The following is a 19,161-nucleotide window of genomic DNA, read 5'->3' as shown; positions in this document are numbered from 1 at the left end:
GCATCCCTTCATCAGGCGGATACCGCGTCGGGGCGGACAGCGGCGAGCTTGTCCGCGAGCGAGCCGAGCAGCGCTGCCCGCTGCTCGGCGAGAAAGAAGTGACCGCCGGGCAGCAGCTCGGTGGAGCGCAGACCCGGCAGGACATCGCGCCAGGCCTCCAACTGGGTGGCCGCCACCTGGCGGTCGTCCCGACCGCCGAACAGATGGGCCGGGCACGACGGGGCGGTGGCGGGGACGAACCGGTAGTCGTCGAAGATCTCGAAGTCGCTGCGCAACGCGGGCAGGAACAGCGCCATCACCTCCGGGGTCTCGCGCACCTCCGGCGGGATGCCGCCGTAATGGCCTACCGCGGCGACGAACTCGTGATCCGGCAGCTCCGACAAGCGACCTGGCCTGGGCAGGTGCGGGGCCACCGCGCCACCGAGGAACAGCGCCCGCGGCACGATCTCCTCGGGCAGGCGGCGCGCTACCTCGTAAGCGGCCAGCGCGCCCAGGCTGTGGCCGAAGAAGGCGAACGGCATGTCGGTCAGCGGCACTACCCGCGCCAGCGCGGCGTCGAGGAGATCGGTGAAGCGGCGGATCGGTGTCTGCGCCAGATGCCGTTGCCGGGCGGGTAGTTCGATCACACACAGCTCCACCCAGTCGGGCAGTTCGCGCCGCCACGGGGTGTAGGCCGCGGCTTTGCCACCGGCGAACGGCCAGCAGAACAACCGCAGGCTCGGCGTTCCCGCTGTCTTGCGGTGGATGGTCAGCCCACCCGTATCGGTGGGTCGTACCGGTTCGGGGGCGGCTGGAGGTGGCGTCGAAGCCGGAATCGTGTCGGCCGCAGTGATCGTCGTTCTGTGGGAGGGTTCGGTCGACGCCGGAAGCGGCTCGGCTGCAATGGTTCTCGCATCATCGTGTAGCTCACGCAGATCGCGTACTGTCGCGATGCGGGTCACCGGCGCGCCCAGCGTCGAGAAGAACTTCGACAGCGGCGCCGACGGACCGACCTCGTAGCGGGGTGTGCCGGAGCGCAGCAACGCGCGCATGTTCGCGGTCCAGCGCACCGGAGCCGAGATCTGGCGGACCAGATGCTCGGTGACGGTTTCGGGCCGGTGGAACTCCCCGGTGTAGTTCGAGGTCACCGCGACCGCACGTTCGGCGCGGATGCGCGGGGCGCACTCGGCGAGATGTCCGGCGAATTCGGTTTCGATGCCGCGCATCCACCGCGAGTGGAACGGCGCGCTCACCCGCAGCGGGACGAACCGCAGGTCCGGCAGGCGTTCGGCGAGGACGACGCGCGCCGCCGCGATCGCTTCGCTGCCACCGCTGATGACGAGCTGATCGGTCGAATTGTCGTTGGCCACCTCCGCGCCCGCCTCGGCCACCAGATCGCTCACCCCCGAGCCGGCGATGTCCGGCAGGATCAGCGCGGCCATCGCCCCCGCACCCTCCGGCACGGCACGCTGCATGAGCGCCCCGCGGGTGCGCACCAGCCGCACACCGTCGGCGAGGTCGAGCACGCCCGCCGCGACCAGCGCGGCGTACTCGCCGAGGCTGTGCCCGCCGAAGGCGACGGGCCGCACACCGAATTCGGCCGCCAGCACCCAGTAGGCGGCGATCTCCATGGTCAGCACGCAGGGCTGGGTGTACTCCGTGCGATGCAGCCGCGGATCCCGCTCGACGCAGATCCGCAACAGATCCTCGCCCACCGCGGCGCTCGCTTCGGCGAAAGTGTCTCGGGCTAGGGGGAACTCGGCACAGAAATCCGCGCCCATCCCGGTGCGCTGGGCGCCCTGGCCAGGGAAGACGATTGTGCACTCGCCGCTCATCGCAGCGCCTCCGCGGTCGACTCGGCCGCCCGCGGCACGGGGATGTAGCCCACTTCGGCACAATGCGCCAGATACACCCGCACCAGATCCTCGGTCGGCGGGCAGTCGATGCCCGCCGCGCCCAGCACCCGCCGGGTGTAGGCGCAGTCGGCGTAGGAGCTCTCCTCGTAGTGGATGGTGCCGAACAGTTCGATGCCGTACTTGAACATCTCCAGGGTCTGGCTGTCGTAGACCTCGTCGGTACCCAGCCGGTGGATCTGCCGGTCGGTGGCCTTGCGGTGGAATTCCTCCAGCGGCACCAGGTCCACCTTGTACCCGGCGCGCTGGACATAGCGGACCACGTCGTAATAGCGCCGGATGTCGGGGTTGGTGAGGTGGTAGGTCTCCCGGTAGGTCGCGCGGTGCAGCGCGATGTGCGTGATCGCGGCGCTGACGTAGTCGACCGGGGTGATGTCCCAGTGCACCGGCGTCAGCATCGTCTCGCCGGTCTCGATCATCGTCTTGAGGATGTCGTAGTACGCGCCTTTGACGCTGACCTCGGAGAACGGGTACCGGCCGGTGCGGCTGTCGCCCATGATGTTGCCGGGGCGCACGATGTCCCAGAGCAGTCCGCGCTCGCCGGCCGCGCGGATGAGCTTCTCGGACTCGTACTTCGTCTGCTGGTAGGGCAGATGGTCGTAGCCCTGGCCCAATTCGAGATCGCGCTCGGTGAACGGCGGGTTGTTGAAGTTGAGCCGGTCACCCAGGGCGCTGAAACTCGACACGTACACCAGATACTTGCCGCGTGAGCGCAGCGCGAACTCCACCGCGCGGCGGGTGCCTTCGACGTTGATCGGAGCCAGCGCGTCGTAGAAGGTCACCAAGGTGGTGCGGCCTGCGGCGTGGATGGTCAGGTCCACCTCGTCGGCGATCCGCCGCCAGGTCACCTCGTCCAAGCCGAGCCGCTCACTGGCGACGTCACCGAGCACAGTGGTCACGCGATCGGCGAACGCCTGGTCGAGGGTTCCGTCCGGATCGTAGGTGCTGAGGAAGTGCTTGACCCGGCGCTCGGCCGCGGCCACGGTCTTGCCGCGTACCAGGCAGGTCACTCGCACGTCGGAGCGCGTGAGCAGATCGTGCAGCAGCTTGCCGCCCAGCACGCCGGTCACGCCCGTGATGAAGACCGACCGCACCGGGATCGGGGCGTCCATGCGCACCGGCGGGATGTCCTGCTGGACTGTCGCGGCCGGGTCCACCGCGGTGGCGCGCGGGGCGTCGTCCCGCGTCGTCCCGGCGATGATGCCGTCGGCCACGAGGTAGTGCGACAGCGACGCGATGGTGGGATACAGCTCGGTCGACTCCGCCGGGATCTTGACGTCGTAGTGCTTCATCAGCCGGTTGAGCATCCGGACGGTGGCCACCGAGTCGAACCCGAAATCGGTGAAATCCGCGTCGAGATCGAGATCGGCCGGGTCGGACTTGGTCAGATCGGCGAAGATGTCGCGAATGTGCTCGGCGAGCCGATCGCACAAGGCGCTGTCGAATTCATCGTCGGTCGGGGTTGTGGTGACCGGCTCAGTGCTACTGGTCGAGTCGGTGACCGCTTCGGCGACGCCGGTTGGGTCGATGGTGACTGATTCGGTTCCGCCGGGCGGGGTGTCGGTGACTCGTTCGGTTCCGCCGGGCAGGGTGTCGGTGACTCGTTCGGTTCCGCCGGGCAGGGTGTTGGTGACTGATTCGGTACCACCGGTAGGGGTGTTGGTGGCTGGTTCGGTGGCGTCGGTCAGGTCGGTGGTGGCTGGTTCGGTGGCGTCGGTCGGGTCGGTGGTGGCTGGTTCGGCGACGCCGGTTGGGTCGGTGGTGACCGGTTGAGCGACGCCGGTCGGAGCGGGCAGGTTCGTGGGTGACCCGATCGGTTCGGTCGACGCCGGTTCGGCTCGGTGCGCGGTGCCGTTCGTGGAACGGCCGTTGCGCTGCTCTGCCCGGGGCGGCTCGACCTCCTGCGCGACCACTGTTTTCGCGACCAGCTGGGGAGCCGGGTGACTGCGTTTGCGGTAGTCCTCGGGAACGATCCAGTACCTGCGCCGCGCGAACGGGTAGCCGGGCAGGCTCACGGTCCGGCCGAACGGCTGGTCGTAGCCCTGTTCCCAGTCCACGGTCCAGCCGCCGGCCCACAGCTCGGCGACTCGTGGCAGATTGCCGGAGCGCAGCAGCGCGCGCACTTCGGCGCGGTCGGCGTCCGACTCGCCGGGCAGCTCGTCGAGTTCGCGGTGGGTGCGGGCAACGCCACGGAAGACCAGCAGCCCTTCGGCCGGTGCCGGGACACTCGGATCGGCTGCGCTGTCGAGCAATTCGACGAGTTCGGCCGTGGAGGTGGCCACCACCGCGAGGCGATGTGCGAACGCGCTCCGCCCGACGGCCAGCGTCCACGCCACATCGGGCAGCGGCAGCGGGTGTTCGCGCAGCCGGTCCGCTGTGCGAGCGGCCAGTTCCGCGAGCCGGTCGCCATCGCGCGCCGACAACACCACGATGCGCGGTTGCCCGTCTTCGGCACTGGGCACGGTGGGCTCGGCGTCGGTGAGGATCACGTGGGCGTTCGAGCCGCCCGCACCGAACGAGCTGACGGCGGTGACACGGGGCTTGCCGTCGTCTGGGCGCGGCCAGGCCGTGGGCCGATCGATGACGCGGAACGGTGACGCGGCGAAATCGATGCCCGGATTCGGCGGATCGCCGTGCAAGTTCGGCGCGATGGTGTCGTGGCGCAGTTGCAGCAGTGCCTTCACCACGCCCGCGGCGCCCGCGGCCGCTTCCAAATGCCCGACACTGGATTTCGCCGAGCCGATGCCGCAGTAGCCGCGCTCGGACGTCGAACGGCGGTAGGCCTTGGTCAGCGCCGCGATCTCGATGGGATCGCCCAGCGCGGTGCCGGTGCCGTGAGCTTCCACGTAGCCGATGTCACCCGCGTCCACGCGGGCCGCGGTCAGCGCTCGGCCGATGAGGTCGGTCTGGGCGACCGGGTTGGGGACGGTGAACCCGTTGGTGCGCCCGCCGTGGTTGACGGTGCTGCCACGGATCACGCCGTAGACGCGGTCACCGTCGGCGCGCGCATGCCGCAGTGGTTTGAGCACGAGGGTCACCACCCCCTCACCCGGCACGTAGCCGTCGCCGCCCGCACCGAACGACCGGCAGCGGCCGTCGGTGGAGGCCCAGCGGCCGTAACCGAGCAGCAGGTACTTGCCCGGGTGGATCGACACGTTCACCCCGCCGGCCAGCGCGTAGGCCGACTCGCCGCGGCGCAGGCTCGCACAGGCCAGATGCAGCGCGGTCAGCGAGGCCGAGCACGCGGTGTCCACCGCGAGACTCGGTCCGTTGAAGCCGAAGTGGTACGAGACCCGGTTCGCCACCGCGAAATATCCGGAGATCGGCACGCCGACGAACGCCTGGTACTCGGCATAACCCACCCCGGCGAACACTCCGGCATCGGGCAGACCGCGCGCCGCGGCGCTGCGGCGCACCCGATCCGGCGAGTAGCCCGCATCTTCCAATGCCGCCCACGATGTTTCCAGGAACAGTCGTTGCTGCGGGTCCATCTCCTCGGCGTCCTTAGGGGTGATGCCGAAGAAGCGGGCGTCGAATTTGTCCACGTCATCGAGGAACCCACCCCAGCGCGCGTAGGTGGTGCCCGGTTCGTCGGGGTCCTCGGACAGGTACTCGCGGTGATCCCAGCGTTGTGGCGGGACCTCGACGATGCAGTCGCGGCCCGCGACCAGGTTGGCCCAGAATTCCTCGACGTCTCCCGCCATCGGGAACTTGCCCGCCATGCCGATGACGGCGATGTCGTCGGAATCGTCCGCGTCGCCGAGGGCGGACTCGCGCCCGGTGTCATCGAGGGCGACCGTGTGCGCTGCCCCGGAGGGGTGGCCGGTCGCGTCGGCGGCGTCGCTGGGCGACGTGGCGGCGGGCGTCGTATCGGCGGCCTTGCTGGGAGCGATCGCCGCGGGCGTTACGCCGGCGTCGTTGCTGGGCCACGGCGCCTCGTGGGTCGCATCGGCGGCGTTCCCAGGCGATGGTGCCTCGCGGGTCGCGACGGCGGCGTTGCCGGGCCACGGTGCCGCGGAGGTCGCGTCGGCGGTGAGCACGGTCAAGCGCGGCGCGTGCTCGTCGGCGAGGTAGCCCGCGATGTCGCGGACGGTCTGGTACTCGAAGAACAGCGTGCTCGGGAGCGGACCGAAATCTGTTTCCAGCCGGTCGTTCATTTTGCTGATCAGCACCGAGTCGATGCCATAGTCCTGCAACGGGATACGGGTGCGGATCCGTTGCGGGTCGAGTCGGCAGTACTCGGCGAGCAGACCTTTCAGGTAGATCTCGGCGGCCTGCCGCAACGGTGCCGATCCCGACGAGACGGGCTCGGCGTCAGGCGTCACGAGCCCGCGAGCGTCGTGGTCGGCACCGTTGCGGAGCCTGTTGTCGTCCTGGGGCGCAGCCGCCGTCGGGGCCGCAGGTATCAGCGAGTTTTCGGCAGTCTCTCGTCGTGTCGAAGGGCCGTCTTGCAAGCGCGCAGCGTCAACTGCGTGCGTGGACGAAGGCGCATCACTCGTGTCCGGTGCCCAGCACCTTTCTCGCTCGAACTCATAGCCGGGCAGATGAATACGGCGCGCGCCCGGATCACTCCAGCCCGTGTATTCGACGTGCCCACCCTCGACCCACTGCCGTGCCGCCGCTACCGGGTCGTCCAGTGCGATGGCTCCGGCCCGGTCCGTGGTCGCGGTGTCGATCGTTCCGGTGAAGACACCTGGCGGACGATCGCCCTCCACGAAAGCGGCCAGCCGCGCCGCGATCGCGTCCACCGAATCTCCGACGACGGCGAGCCGATGCTCGAATCCGCCGCGCCCGAACGCCAGCGTGCGCGCGATGTCCGCGGGCACCAGCTCGGGATGCGCGGCCAGATGTCTGCGCAGCGACCGCGCCATCCGGGTCAGGCTCGTGGCGCTGCGGGCCGAGAGCACGACCAACTGCGGGCCGCCCGGTACCTCGCGCCGGGCCGTACCCGGCTCAGGTGCGCTGTCGACCACCAGGTGCGCGTTGGTGCCGCTGAAGCCGAAGGAGCTGATCGCGGCGCGGTGCGGGGTACCGGTCCACGGGCGCAGTTCGGTGTTGACGAAGAACGGCGACTCGTCCAACCCGAGCAGCGGGTTCACCGCCGCGACGTGCAGCGAGGGCGGCAGCTGTCCGGCGCGCATGGCCAGCAGCACCTTGAACAGGCTCGCCATGCCCGCGGCGTGCGAGGCGTGTCCGATGTTCGACTTCACCGACCCCACCGGGACGGTGCCGACCGCGCCGGTGTAGCGCCGGAAGGCGGCGGTGAGCGCCTCGATCTCGATCGGATCGCCCAAACGTGTTCCGGTGCCGTGCGTTTCGACATAGCCGATGGTGGACGGATCGATTCCGCCGTCGCGATACACCGCGAGTTCCAGTTCGGTCTGCGCCCGCACGCTCGGCGCGGTGATGCCGTTGGTGCGGCCGTCGTGGTTGATCCCGATCCCGCGGATCACACCGTGGATGGGGTCGCCGTCGCGTTGCGCGGCGGCCAGCGGCTTGAGCACCACCACGCCGACGCCCTCGGCGATCACGAAACCGTCGGCGTCGTCGGCGAAGCTCGCGCACCGGCCCCGCGGCGACAGCATGCCCATCGAGGAGGCGAGCAGGTGGTACTCGGGCGTCACGAACACCGCGACCCCGCCCGCCAGCGCGAGTTCCGACTCGCCCGAGGCGAGGCTGCGGCAGGCCTGGTGCAGCGCGACCAGCGCCGAGGAGCAGGCGGTGTCCAGGCCCAGACACGGGCCGGTGAGATCAAGGTGATAGGCCACCCGGGCGGGCAGGATGGCCGGGCTGTTACCGGTGAACATGTGGTGGGAGCCGGCCGTACCGCGACTGCGCAGAAGGTTGGCGTAGTCCGACCCCGGTGACCCGGCGAACACGCCGCAGCGACTGCGCCGCAACGACTTCGGGTCGATAGCGGCGTCCTCCAGCGCGAGCCAGCTGTGTTCGAGGAACAACCGCTGCTGCGGGTCCATGTAGTCGGCTTCGGCGGGCACCAGGTCGAAGAACGCCGGATCGAACTCCGCTACGCCATCGAGGAATCCGCCCCACTTGGAGTAGGTCTTGCCCGGTGTCGCCGGTCCCGGCCGGAAGTGGTCGGCGATCGGCCAGCGTGACACGGGTACCTCGGTCACGGTGTCGCGCCCGGCGGCGAGATTGCCCCAGAACTGCTCGAGGTTCGCCGCGCCCGGGAATTGCCCGGACATGCCGATGATGGCGATGTCCATTGATGCTGGCCTCTCGCTGGGCCGCGCGGCCTGCGCAGCGACGGTTCGGGTGCCGGGCGTCGACGCGCCCGTAATGGGGGATGTTCGAGCGGGCACTCGTGCCGACGCGGCGCTCGTCGCCGTGGCGCCTTTCTCGGCCATGTGGGCGCTGAGCAGCCGCACCGACGGATGGTCGAACACCACCGTGGGGCGCAGGGCCAAGCCGTAGCGAGCGTTGATCCGGTCGATGATCTTCACCGCGAGAATGGAATCGACCCCGTACTCCGACAGCGGCAATTCCGCGCGAACCTCGCTGCGTGCCACGCCGAGTCCGTCGGCGACGATGGCGACGAGTTCGGCCTCCAGTGCCGGGGCACTGCCGGGCTGCGGGGATGCGCTCACCGCGGCGAGGCGTTCCGCGGCGACTGCGGGTCTCGCCTGTGCACCGGCAGCTGGTTCGGCGGCCATCGCAGGATGGAGCTGCCTATCGGCGGCTGGCTCTACGGCCACTGCAGGGTGGAGTTGCGCTACGGCGGCTAGCTCGGCGGCCACCGTGGGCTGGGGCTGTGTATCGGCAGATGGCTCCACGGCCACCGTCGGCGGGAGTTGCGCGGTGGCGCTGACCGCGGCCAGCAGCCGGAAACTCGGCTCCGCGTCCGCGGACAGCCCGGGCCCCCATGAACGGACTCCGGAGAATCCCGCCGCGGTCATCGCGGCCTGCCATTGTGGCTCGGACAGCAACGGGGAGTGCGGGATACGCGCCTCGGGATCGCGGTAGGCGTGCCAACCCTCCAACAGTCCGAAGGTCAGCGCGAGCACCTCGAGGTCGGCGGTCGCCTCGGTGAACGCGAGAATCCCGCCGGGCGCCAGCAGCCGCCGGACGTTGCGCAGAGTCGTGTCGATCGAGCGCGTCGCGTGCAGAACGTTGGCGCAGAGCACCAGGTCGGCCTCGTTCGCGGGGAATCCCTGTGCGACCGGGTCGGTCTCGATGTCCAGCACCGCGAAACGCAGGTTCTCGCGCGTGCCGAAGGTGCGCCGTCCGTGCGCGAGGAAACTGGGCGAGACGTCGGTGTAGTGATAGTCGAACGCGATCCCGCTCGCGGCGAGCGCCTCGAGCACGGCGTGCGTGGAACCGCCGGTCCCCGCGCCGACTTCGACGATCCGCAGTGGCCGCGTGTCGCTGTGCCGCTGGGCGAGCGCCGACACCAGGGCGGCGAGCAACCCGTTGGTGAAGTCGTAGGCGGCGTTGCCGCGATAGATCGAGCCCACCAATCCGAGGTCGCCGCCGGGAAACAGCACCTCCGTCGCGGACAGCTCCCCGCGCAGCACACGCGGATACGCGGCCAGGCAGGTGTCCAGCAACGCCACATACGGTGCGGTCTCCGGGAAACGGGCGAGCAGGTCGGCGCGCATCCCGCTCGTGCCGGGAGGCGGGCCGAGGACCACGATCCGGTCGTCCTGCCATCGCACCAGCCCGTGGCGCCGCAGGATGTCCAGGCAACTGGTGCGCAGCCGGTCGAATTCCGGTCGCACACCCAGGCGCGCGTCCAGCGACTGCGCGGTCCACTCCCCCGCGGTGAGTCCCATTCCGGCGAGGGTGGCGAACAGCAGCATCGCCGCATAGCGGCCGAGTTCGGCCTTACCGGGCTCCACGATGCCCGTGGGCTGGACGGACGCCTCGAAACGCTCCACCGCGGCGTCGAAGCCCGAGCGCGGCGGTGCGATGATCCAGTAGCCGGTGCGCTCGAAGGGATACCCGGGCAACGGGATGCGACGCCGCGGACCGCCGCGTGCGCGCCAATCGACTTCGGCGCCCGCGACCCACTGGCGGGCGAGGTCCTGCTCGCCGTGCGCCGCAGCGAACAGCGGTGGTCGGGCCTGCGCGTCGACGGTGCCGGTGACCACGGGGCCGAGCTGGTCGGTGCGGAACTGGTCGAGCGCCTCGGCCACCTCGAGCGGGGCGGACGCGACCACCGCCAGCCGGTGTGCCAGCGCGGGCCTGCCCACCTGCAAGGTGCGCACCGCGTCGGTGAAATCCGCGGGATCGAGCGTACGGAAGTGCCGTGCCATGATCTCGGCGTAGCGGTGCAGCCGCTGCGGTGTGCGAGCCGACAGCACGAAGATCTCCGGCCCACCCGTCGCGGCCGGGCGGGCTCGGTCGTCGAGGAATTCGGCGAGCACGACATGGGCGTTGGCGCCGCCCGCGCCGAACGCGCTGATGCCCGCGTGCCGCGCCACCGCGACGCCGTCGACGGTGCGGCGCGGCCAATCCTCCAGTTCCCGCGGCAGGCGGAACGGTACCGAGTTGAACGCGATGGCCGGATTGGCCTGTGCCGCGTGCAACGTCGGCGCGATCCGGCCGTGCCGCATCTGCAGCAGCACCCGGGTCAGGCCCGCGACGCCCGCTGCCGCCTCCAGGTGACCGATGTTCGATTTCGTCGACCCGAGTGCGCGGGAGCGGCCCGTACCGGTGGACCGGCCGAAAGCCGCGGCCAGACCGGCGATTTCGATCGGATCGCCGAGCGGGGTGCCGGTGCCGTGCGCCTCGAGGTAGTCGATCGTGCCGGGATCGACCCCCGCCGCGCGCAGCGCCGCGCCGATCACCTCGGCTTGCGCGCCGGGATGGGGCACGCTGTAGCCGGAGGTCTGCCCGCCGTGGTTGACCGCGCTGCCCAGGATCAAGCCGTGGATGGTGTCGCCGTCGGCGCGGGCGGCCGACAGCGGCTTCAGGTACAGCGCGCCGACGCCTTCGCCGGGAACGTAGCCGTCGGCGGCGGCGGCGAACGGCCGGCACCGGCCGCTGTCGGACATCATGCCCAGGCTGTGCAACAGCAGGAATTTGTCCTCGTGCAGCAGCAGGTTCACCCCGCCGACGATCGCCGCGTCGCATTCGCCGTCGAGCAGGCTGCGCCGCGCCAGATGTAGCGCGGTCAGCGACGCCGAGCACGCGGTGTCCACGGTGAGGCTCGGCCCGCGCAGACCGAGGGTGTAGGAGGTGCGGTTGGCGATGGAGGACGGAATCGAGGCCACCGCGACCGGATCGCCGTCGCGGGTGGCCGCGACGCCGAGCAGGCGGTAGTCGCTCCAGGTCGCGCCGACGAACACGCCGACGCGGCGATCCCGCACGGCCGGGTCGCTGTGGTGGTAGCCGGCGTGTTCCAGCGCCGCGTACGCCTGCTGCAGGAACAGACGCTCCTGCGGGTCCAGCAACGGCGCCTGGACCGGCGGAATGCGGAAGAACTGCGGGTCGAAACCGGCCACGTCGCGCAGGAATCCGCCGACCATCGGGGGCGCGCCGGGACTGCCCTGGACGTCGGTCAGCCACCAGCGGTCGGCGGGGACCGGGCCGACGGCGTCGTGTCCGTCCCGCAGGTTGCGCCAGAACTCCTCGATGTCCTCCGCGTCCGGGTAGCGGCCGCTGATTCCGACGATCGCGATCGGCTCCTCGCCGCTGGCGGCCGCATGGTGCTCGTTCACTGTTCCGAAGTCAGCTGCCGGCGCGCTCACCGGTGGGGACGCCGGTTGTAGTCGTGCCCGCAAAGTTTCGGGCTCGCCCCACACCGCTGCGAGTTGGGCACGACTCAGCGTCGCGCAGGACAACAGCAGGTCGAGTCCGGTCGCGGTGGGCAGCAGTCCGGCACCGGCCCGCCGCAGCGCGGCGATCTGCTCTGCGGGCGGACGCATCCCACCCTCGGCCCACAGCGGCCAGTCGACGCTGATCGTCCGGTGTCCGGCGCGGTCGCGCTGTTCGGCGAAGGCGTCCAGATAGCGGTTGGCCGCCGCGTAGTCCGCTTGACCAGGGTTGCCGAGCACCGCGGAGACCGACGAGAACAATACGGTCAGGCGAGCCTCCGGCAACACTCGGATCAAGTGTCCGACGCCGTAGATCTTCGGTGCCAGAACGGATCTCGCGTCGTCGCGGCCGGAGCCCGACAGCAGTCCGTCGCGCAACTGTCCCGCACCGTGGTAGAGCACGTCGACCGGCCCGAAGGTGGCGTGGGTGATCGCGGCGACGCGTTCGGCGTCCGCGGCGACCGACACGTCGGCGCGCACGTGCACTGCTTCCGAGCCGAGGTCGTTGAGCTCGGCGAGCAGACCGGCCGCCGCCGCATCGAGCGGGCGCCGCGACACCAGGACCAGCCGGGCGCCGTACTCGGTGGCGAGACGGCGGGCCAGATGCCGGGCGATACCGCCGAATCCGCCGGTGACCACGACCACCGATCCCCGGCGCAGCACCGGGTCGCCGGACCCCGCCACGGAGTCGGTGTGCACACGGGGCCTGCGGACCTCGCGTCGTCCGTCGCGGTAGCGGATCTCGGTGTCGGGATCGCGTTCGTCGATGCCCAGTTCGGTGACCACGATGTCGCCGACCATCGTGGCTGGGTCGCGCTGTACGGCCCTCAGCAGCGGTAGCGGCTGCTCGAGCCGCAGCGTGCGCGCGAAACCGCCCAGCAGAGCGCAACTCGATTCCCCCGCAGGGGTCGCGGATGTGAGGGCGAGTACGCGGCGCACCGGCGGCTCGGACGCCCCGGCGGTCGCACGCACCAGATCGCGCAGCGGCAGATACACCCGCTCGATCAGCGCCTGCGGGTCGTCATCCGGCACGGCTTCCGGCCACAGATACAACGCCGCGTCGAAGCGCAGCCGCCGAGCCGTCAGCTGGGCGACCAGCAGATCCATATGCTGTGCGTCGGCCGGGTCGATGACGAAAGTGTCCGCGCCGGAGACGAATTCACTCCCCGGTCGGACGCGGATGACCGTGGTGGCGGTGCTGGGCGGGTAGGGGTGGTCGGCGGTGTCGAAGACGAGCAGCCCGGTCGGTTCGCGACGGGCGTGCGTGGTGGTGTCGGTTTCCCAATCGAATCCGAAGGTAACCAGGTCGTCTTCGGTAGCGACGACGGGTCCGGGCGCCGCGACCGGGTCGGATGGTCTCCGGTCTGTGCCTGCCTCCGAGGTCGGCACGGCCGGGTGCTCGCCCGCGTCGAAGACGGTCGGCTCCGCAGTGGAATCGATCTCCGGGTGGGCCTGCGGAGTAACGGCTGCGGGACGGTAGTTCGCGCCCGCGGTGTCGGCGAGGTGTCCGGCGAGCGCTTCGATGGTCTGGTACTCGAACAACAGCGTCGGGTAGAGCGGCTCGCCTACCCGCGCTTCCAGTTCGGCGGTCAGCCGCAGCAGGCGACCGGAATCCAGGCCGAGCTCGTAGAACCCCACATCGGTCGCGATACCGGCGGGATCGGCGCCGAGCTCGGCGGCGACGAGCGCCGCCAGGTCGGCGGTGATCACGGCACGCGGGTCGTTCGACGGGAGGTCCGGGGTGGGAACAAGGTTCGCAGTCCGCCGCGGCTCAGGCCGCGGGGAGGCGTGCGAGCCGGACTGGGCCAGCAACCGTCGAATGTCCGCGCTGCCGCGCACCCGCTTGGACGTCAGCCGGTACCGCACCACCGGCGATCCGTCGCGGTCGTAGAGCGCCACGTCGGCTTCGAGCAGGTCCGCGCCGTGCCCGCCGTGCACCGTGGCTCGTACGTACACCTCCTCGGGGGTGGCTCGCCAGGCGCGCACGTCACCGAAGTAGATCGGGATGAACGCGCTGTCGTCGTCCACGCCGAGCCGGTGCGGGTCGACGAACGGCACGATCGTCGAGGCGTCCAGGAACGTGGGATGCAGCAGGAATCCGGGCAGATGCGCGGCCGCTTCGGAGCCCAGCCCCATCGTCGCGGTGACCACATCGTCGCGGCGGGAGAAATGGCCGGTGGCGCGCATGAAGTCGCGGTGCTCGATGCCGCGGCCACCGCTCTGGGCGTACATCTCGGCCAGCCCGCGCGCCTGCGCCGCCGCCGGGAACGAAGCCACATCGATCCCAGGCGGCTCGCCAGTCGAATCGGTCGGCACTACAACGCATTCCGCGACCGGCTCGACCGGTCCGTCCGGGGCGCCCGCGGCGTCCAAGCGCTGGACATCGATGGCGACTCGTCCCGTCACTCGATCGACCCGGAACGCGATGCGCACCGCGCCGTCGGCATCGAGGGCGACTGGACGCTGGAACAGCGCCTCCCGGATCGTCAGGTCCCCGGGCCGGTAACCGGCCGCCATCGCCGCACGCAGGATCATGTCGAGATACACCACGCCGGGCAGGATCCGGACGCCGTGCACCCGATGGTCACGCACCACCGGATCCCCGGCCCGCACGGTGGTGGCGAAGCTGTCCAGTTCGATCCCGCTCATCGCAGCGGCTCCACACGGAGGAACGACGGCGCGGGCGCGTTCTGCGGCATCGGGACCACGATTCGCGGCGCGGGCTCCGTCGATGTGCTGGGAACCGTTTTCGGCAGCATGAAGCTCCTCTTGCGGAAGACGGGTGGATCAAGGGGTCGGCGAGTCGGCCGGTGCCCGTCGGGCGCCTGCTCGACGACGAGGTGGGCGTTGGTGCCACCGAAGCCGAACGAGCTGACGCCCGCCGCGCGCGGCCTGCCGTCGGCGGGCCGCCACGGGCGCAGTTCCCGGTTCACCTGCAGCGGCGACCCGGTGAACTTGAAGCGCGGATTGAGGTTGTCGCAGTGCAGCGACGGCGGCAGTGCCGCGTGGTGCACGGCCAGGATCGTCTTGACGGCCCCGGCGATGCCGGCCGCGGAAAGCAGATGCCCGATATTGGTTTTCACGCTGCCGACCGCGCACGGCTCCGGTCCGCGCGAGCGGTCGCCGAGCACGGTCGCCAACCCCTTCAGCTCGATGGGATCGCCGATCATGGTGCCGGTGCCGTGCGCCTCGACATACGACAGCGCGTCCGGGGACATGCCCGCCATATCCAGCGCCGCGGTGACCACTTCGATCTGCGCCCGCATGTTGGGTGTGGTGATGCCCATGGTGTGCCCGTCGTTGCCGATCGCCGAGCCGCGCAGCACCGCGTAGACCCGATCGCCGTCGGCGAGCGCGTCGTCGAGCCGTTTGAGCATCAGCAGCGCCGCGCCCTCGCCCGGCACGAAACCGTCGGCGTCCTCGGAGAACGTCGCGCACCGGCCGTGCGGCGAGAGCACACCCGCCGCCGACAGGGTGACGAACAGCATCTCGTCGAGCAGCACCTCCACACCACCGGCCAGCGCGGCGTCGACCTCGCCCGCGCGCAGCGCCTGGCAGGCCAGATGCACCGACAGCAGCGACGACGAGCACGCGCTGTCGAGCACGACATTGCCCGCGTGCCAGTCGAAATAGTCGGAGATGCGCGCGGCGATGAAGTTCTGCCCGATGCCGATGATGGTGTGCCGGTCGGCGACCGGAATCCGGTTGAAGTAGTTCGCCGCCCGGCTACCGGCGTAGACGCCCACCCGCTTGCCCGCCAGCTCGTCGCGCCGGTATCCGGCGTCGGTGGTGGCCAGTACCGACGTTTCGAGCAGCAGCCGCTGCAACGGGTCCATCTGCCAGGCGAGTTCGTCGGTGACCCCGAAATACTCCGGATCGAACAGATCGACGCCCTCGATGAATCCACCCCACTTGCTGTTGGTCAGACCCGGGCCGCCGCTCGGGCGGTAGAACCGGGCCGGGTCCCAGCGAGCCGGGTCCACCTCGCGGACGCCGGATTCGCCCGCGGCCAGCAGACGCCAGAACGCGTCCGGCGTGTCACCGCCCGGGAGACGGCAGCCGACGCCGATCACGGCGATGGGCTCGGCCGCTAGGCCACGGCGGGCGTCGGCCGCCCAGGCGGCCGTGCTGGGACGTGACCTTCCGGCCTGGCCTGTGCTCGGCGGATCGTCCGGTGTCCGCGACGGATTCGGTGCTGGTTCGGCCGCGAAGCGTTCGGGGAACTGCTCGCTCAACAGACTCGCCAGCGCGTCCAGCGTCGGGAATTCCAGCACCAGCGCCGGGTCGAAGGGCTGCCCGACGACCTGCTCGATCCGGCGCACCGCCGAGGCGATCAGCACCGAGTCCGCGCCGTACTCCTCGAACCGTTTGTCGCCCTCGAAGCGGGCCGGGGCGAGCTTCAATTCGTCGGAGAAGATCCGTAGCAGTTCCTCGTACGCCGCTGCGGATCCGTTCGTCGCCGTGGGAGCGGCGGCCGGTGCCGGCGGCGCCTGCAGCGGCTTACTCGTCCGTGTCGAAAGGCGCAGTGCAGCACCGTAGTACGGCAAGACGGCTGGAGCGCCGGGCAGTCCCAGGGCGGCGTCGAGCAGCTCGAATCCCTCCGCGGCGGTCAGCGCGGGAAGGCCGGTGGCCCGATAGGCCGTGCTGGTCACCTCACCGAACCCGGTGTCGCGGAACGACGGCCAGTTGATCGACCGGAACCAGGGCCGCCCGGCGGCGTGCTGGGCTTCGGCGAAGCGGTCCAGGTGCGCGTTGGCCATCGCGTAGTCCGACAGACCCACTGCCAAGCCGGGCAGCACGGCCGACACCGACGAGAACAACACGAAGAAATCGGGGCGATCGGCGGCCAGCACGTCGGCGAGGACCGCGGTGCCCGCCAGTTTGGGTTCGAGCACGGTCGCGATGGCCGGCCCGGTCTTGCGCACGAACGCCGGACTCTCGGTCGAGACGCTGCCCGCACAGTGCAGCACACCGCCGATCGGGCCCAGCTCGCGCCGGACCGTGTCGAAGAAGCCGGACAAACCCGTCTGGTCGGTAAGGCTGCCGAAGTAGGTCCGCACCGCTACACCACGATCCCGCAGTTCGACCAGCCGCCGCAGCTTCTCCGCCACGGGCCCGGCCTCGGCCGTCACGCGATCCCATTCCGATTCCGGCGGGAGCGGTTCCCGGCCGAGGATGGCCAACCGGCGCGCTCCGCGCTCGACCAGCGCCGCCGCGAACTCCGCACCGAGTCCGCGCGTGCCGCCGGTCACCACATAGGTGCGGGCGGGATCGACTACGAGACCGTCGCGGGCCGAAGCGTCCGCCAGTTCGACGGCTTCGCGTACCCCGTCGCGATACTGCACCCGCGGCGCGCTGTCCTCGGTGGCGGCGCATTCCGCGCCCAGTATCGCCAGCAATCGGGCGGGCTCGGCGCACACCGTGGCGTGCTCGGCGACGAAGAGCACGCTGCGGGTGCGCACGTCACGGATTTCCTCGGCCAGCGCGGCGGCCAGCCCGCCCAGCGGCGCGGACTCCGGACCGCCTGCGCCGGGAAGCCCGGCGGCGACGTGCACCAGAGTGAGCGAACCGGTGCGCGCCTCGAGCACACCCTGGTACAGGCCCATCCGGCCGAGGTCGCCGGTGGGCCGGCCCGCCGGCGCGGGGACGAGATCGCACAGGTCGAGCAAGCAGTCGGTGTCGGGATAGCGCGCCGCCAATGCCCGGCCGAGAGCGGCGCCCGCATCGAAGTCGTTTCGGTTCAGATCCCCCGGTAGATCCGACAGCCGCACCGAACGGCCCGGATCACCGGCGGCGGCGAGCGCCTCGACCAAGTAGTGCGGGGTCCGCGCGTCATAGACAACCAAGGTGCGCGGGAAACGCGAGTCACCGCTGGGCAGCGGAGCTTCCCGCCAAACCGGAACCAGCAACCGACGTTCGGCTGGTGCGAGTTGCGGCATCGATGCGGGCGGGGCTGTTGCTGCCTGGGGCAGCGGCGTGTACTTGTGCGCGAGCTGTTGACTTGACAGGGGCGTCGGCAGCGGCGTTGTTTCTGGTTCCGGGCCAGACCACTGCCTCGATGCGAGTTGTGCGGGGGGCGTGATTTCCGGTGCGGATGGTTGCCCCGAGTCGACTTGCGACATGTGCTCCGGCGTCGACGCATACTGCCGCCCGGTTACCGGTGGTGACACCGAACCAGGTTCCGGCACGTGCGGATGGGTCGACGCGGGTGGTGCCGGCAGCGTGTTCTCCCGTGCTGACATCGACCGCCTGTTCGTTGGGTGCTGTGACACCGGGCCCGATTCCGGTACGGACGGGTGCGATGGGGCGGGTGGTGCCAGCGGCGTGTCCTCCCGTGTGGACACCGACTGCGCCTCCGGTGTGGACGGCGCCGGACCAGGCACGACGTCGGGAATCCAGTACCGCTCCCGGGCGAACGGATAGGTCGGCGCGGGGATACGACGGCGGGGTCCGGGATCGCGGACGGTGGTCCAATCGATGTCGCCGCCGCCGAGCCAGCGCGCGATCCGGGAATCCTCGGCCGCGTCCCGGCACGACCTCGCGCCGGGCGCGTCATCGACCCAGGCGCGTACGGCGGTGCGCAGTTGGTCGATGTCCCGTGCGACGAACGCGGCGCGCGCACGGCCCGCCTGCCGACCGACCTGCATGGTGTAGGCGAGGTCGGCGAGGTTCGGGTGCTGTCCGGCGAGGAAACGGTCGAGCGCGGCAACGTAATCCGCGAGTCGCTCCGGGTCGCGAGCCGACACCGGCACGACCTGCCCGCCACTGAACCGCGTCTCCGCTCGGCGGTCCACGTACTCTTCGATCACCACGTTGGCGTTGGCCCCGCCCGCTCCGAACGAACTCACTGTCGCACGGCGCGGCCGCGCCGGATCTCCACCGGGCCACGGCAGCGGCCGGCTCGGAATCCGGAACGGTGTCGCCGCGAAGTCGATATTCGGATTCGGTGGTGTGGCGTGCAGCGACGGCACGATGGTCCCGTGGCGCAGTTGCAGAAGCACCTTCGTCAGCGCCGCCACACCGGCAGCCGCTTCGAGGTGTCCGACATTGGACTTCACCGAGCCGATGGGCAGCTCGCTCACGCCGGAGCCGCCGAAGACCTTGGCCAGACCCGCGATTTCGATCGGGTCGCCCAGGGCGGTGCCGGTGCCGTGCGCCTCGATGTAGGACACCGATGCCGGGTCGACCCCGCCGACGCGCAGCGCCGAGCGGATCACCGCCGCCTGCACGTCGGGGTTGGGCACCGTGAATCCGTTGACCCGGCCGCCGTGATTGATCGCGGTTCCCTTGATGACGCCGTAGATGGTGTCGCCATCGGCTTCGGCGTCGGCCAGCGGCCGCAGCACCATCGCCCCGACACCCTCACTGGCCACGTATCCGTCGCCGCCCGCGCCGAAGGAACGGCACCGTCCGTCGGTGGAGGCGAACTGACCCTGGCTGAGCGCGACGAACTTGTAGGGGTGCAGCGACAAATTGACGCCGCCGACCAC

3 protein-coding genes (1 of these 3 only partly in view) are annotated in these 19,161 nt (G+C 70.5%); all 3 read right to left on the bottom strand.

Translation table 11 applies throughout. The features are described from left to right. Nucleotides 1-11: 11 nt before the first annotated feature. Tightly spaced (each overlapping or abutting the next), the 3 genes in view from ON19_RS38950 to ON19_RS41900 form a layout consistent with a single transcriptional unit that may run on beyond the window. Nucleotides 12-1,814: a thioesterase domain-containing protein gene (locus ON19_RS38950; protein ID WP_083899400.1), complete on the bottom strand. Its 1,803-nt coding sequence runs from the start codon at nt 1,812-1,814 to the stop codon at nt 12-14. After that, nucleotides 1,811-14,320 (bottom strand): thioester reductase domain-containing protein, encoded by a 12,510-nt coding sequence (locus ON19_RS15295; protein ID WP_043692047.1) that lies wholly within the window; start codon nt 14,318-14,320, stop codon nt 1,811-1,813. The genes ON19_RS38950 and ON19_RS15295 overlap by 4 nt, the downstream gene beginning before the upstream one ends. Next, nucleotides 14,317-19,161, bottom strand: the 3' end of a protein-coding gene (locus tag ON19_RS41900) for a type I polyketide synthase (protein ID WP_169334183.1). The gene runs 16,776 nt beyond the window's last position; the window shows 4,845 of its 21,621 coding nt (coding positions 16,777-21,621); the start codon falls outside the window, past its right edge; the stop codon is at nt 14,317-14,319. The genes ON19_RS15295 and ON19_RS41900 overlap by 4 nt, the downstream gene beginning before the upstream one ends.

It is taken from the genome of Nocardia abscessus NBRC 100374, from assembly GCF_000308455.1.
GTDB classification, from domain to species: Bacteria; Actinomycetota; Actinomycetes; order Mycobacteriales; family Mycobacteriaceae; genus Nocardia; species Nocardia abscessus.
This window is presented reverse-complemented; position numbering and strand designations above follow the sequence as displayed.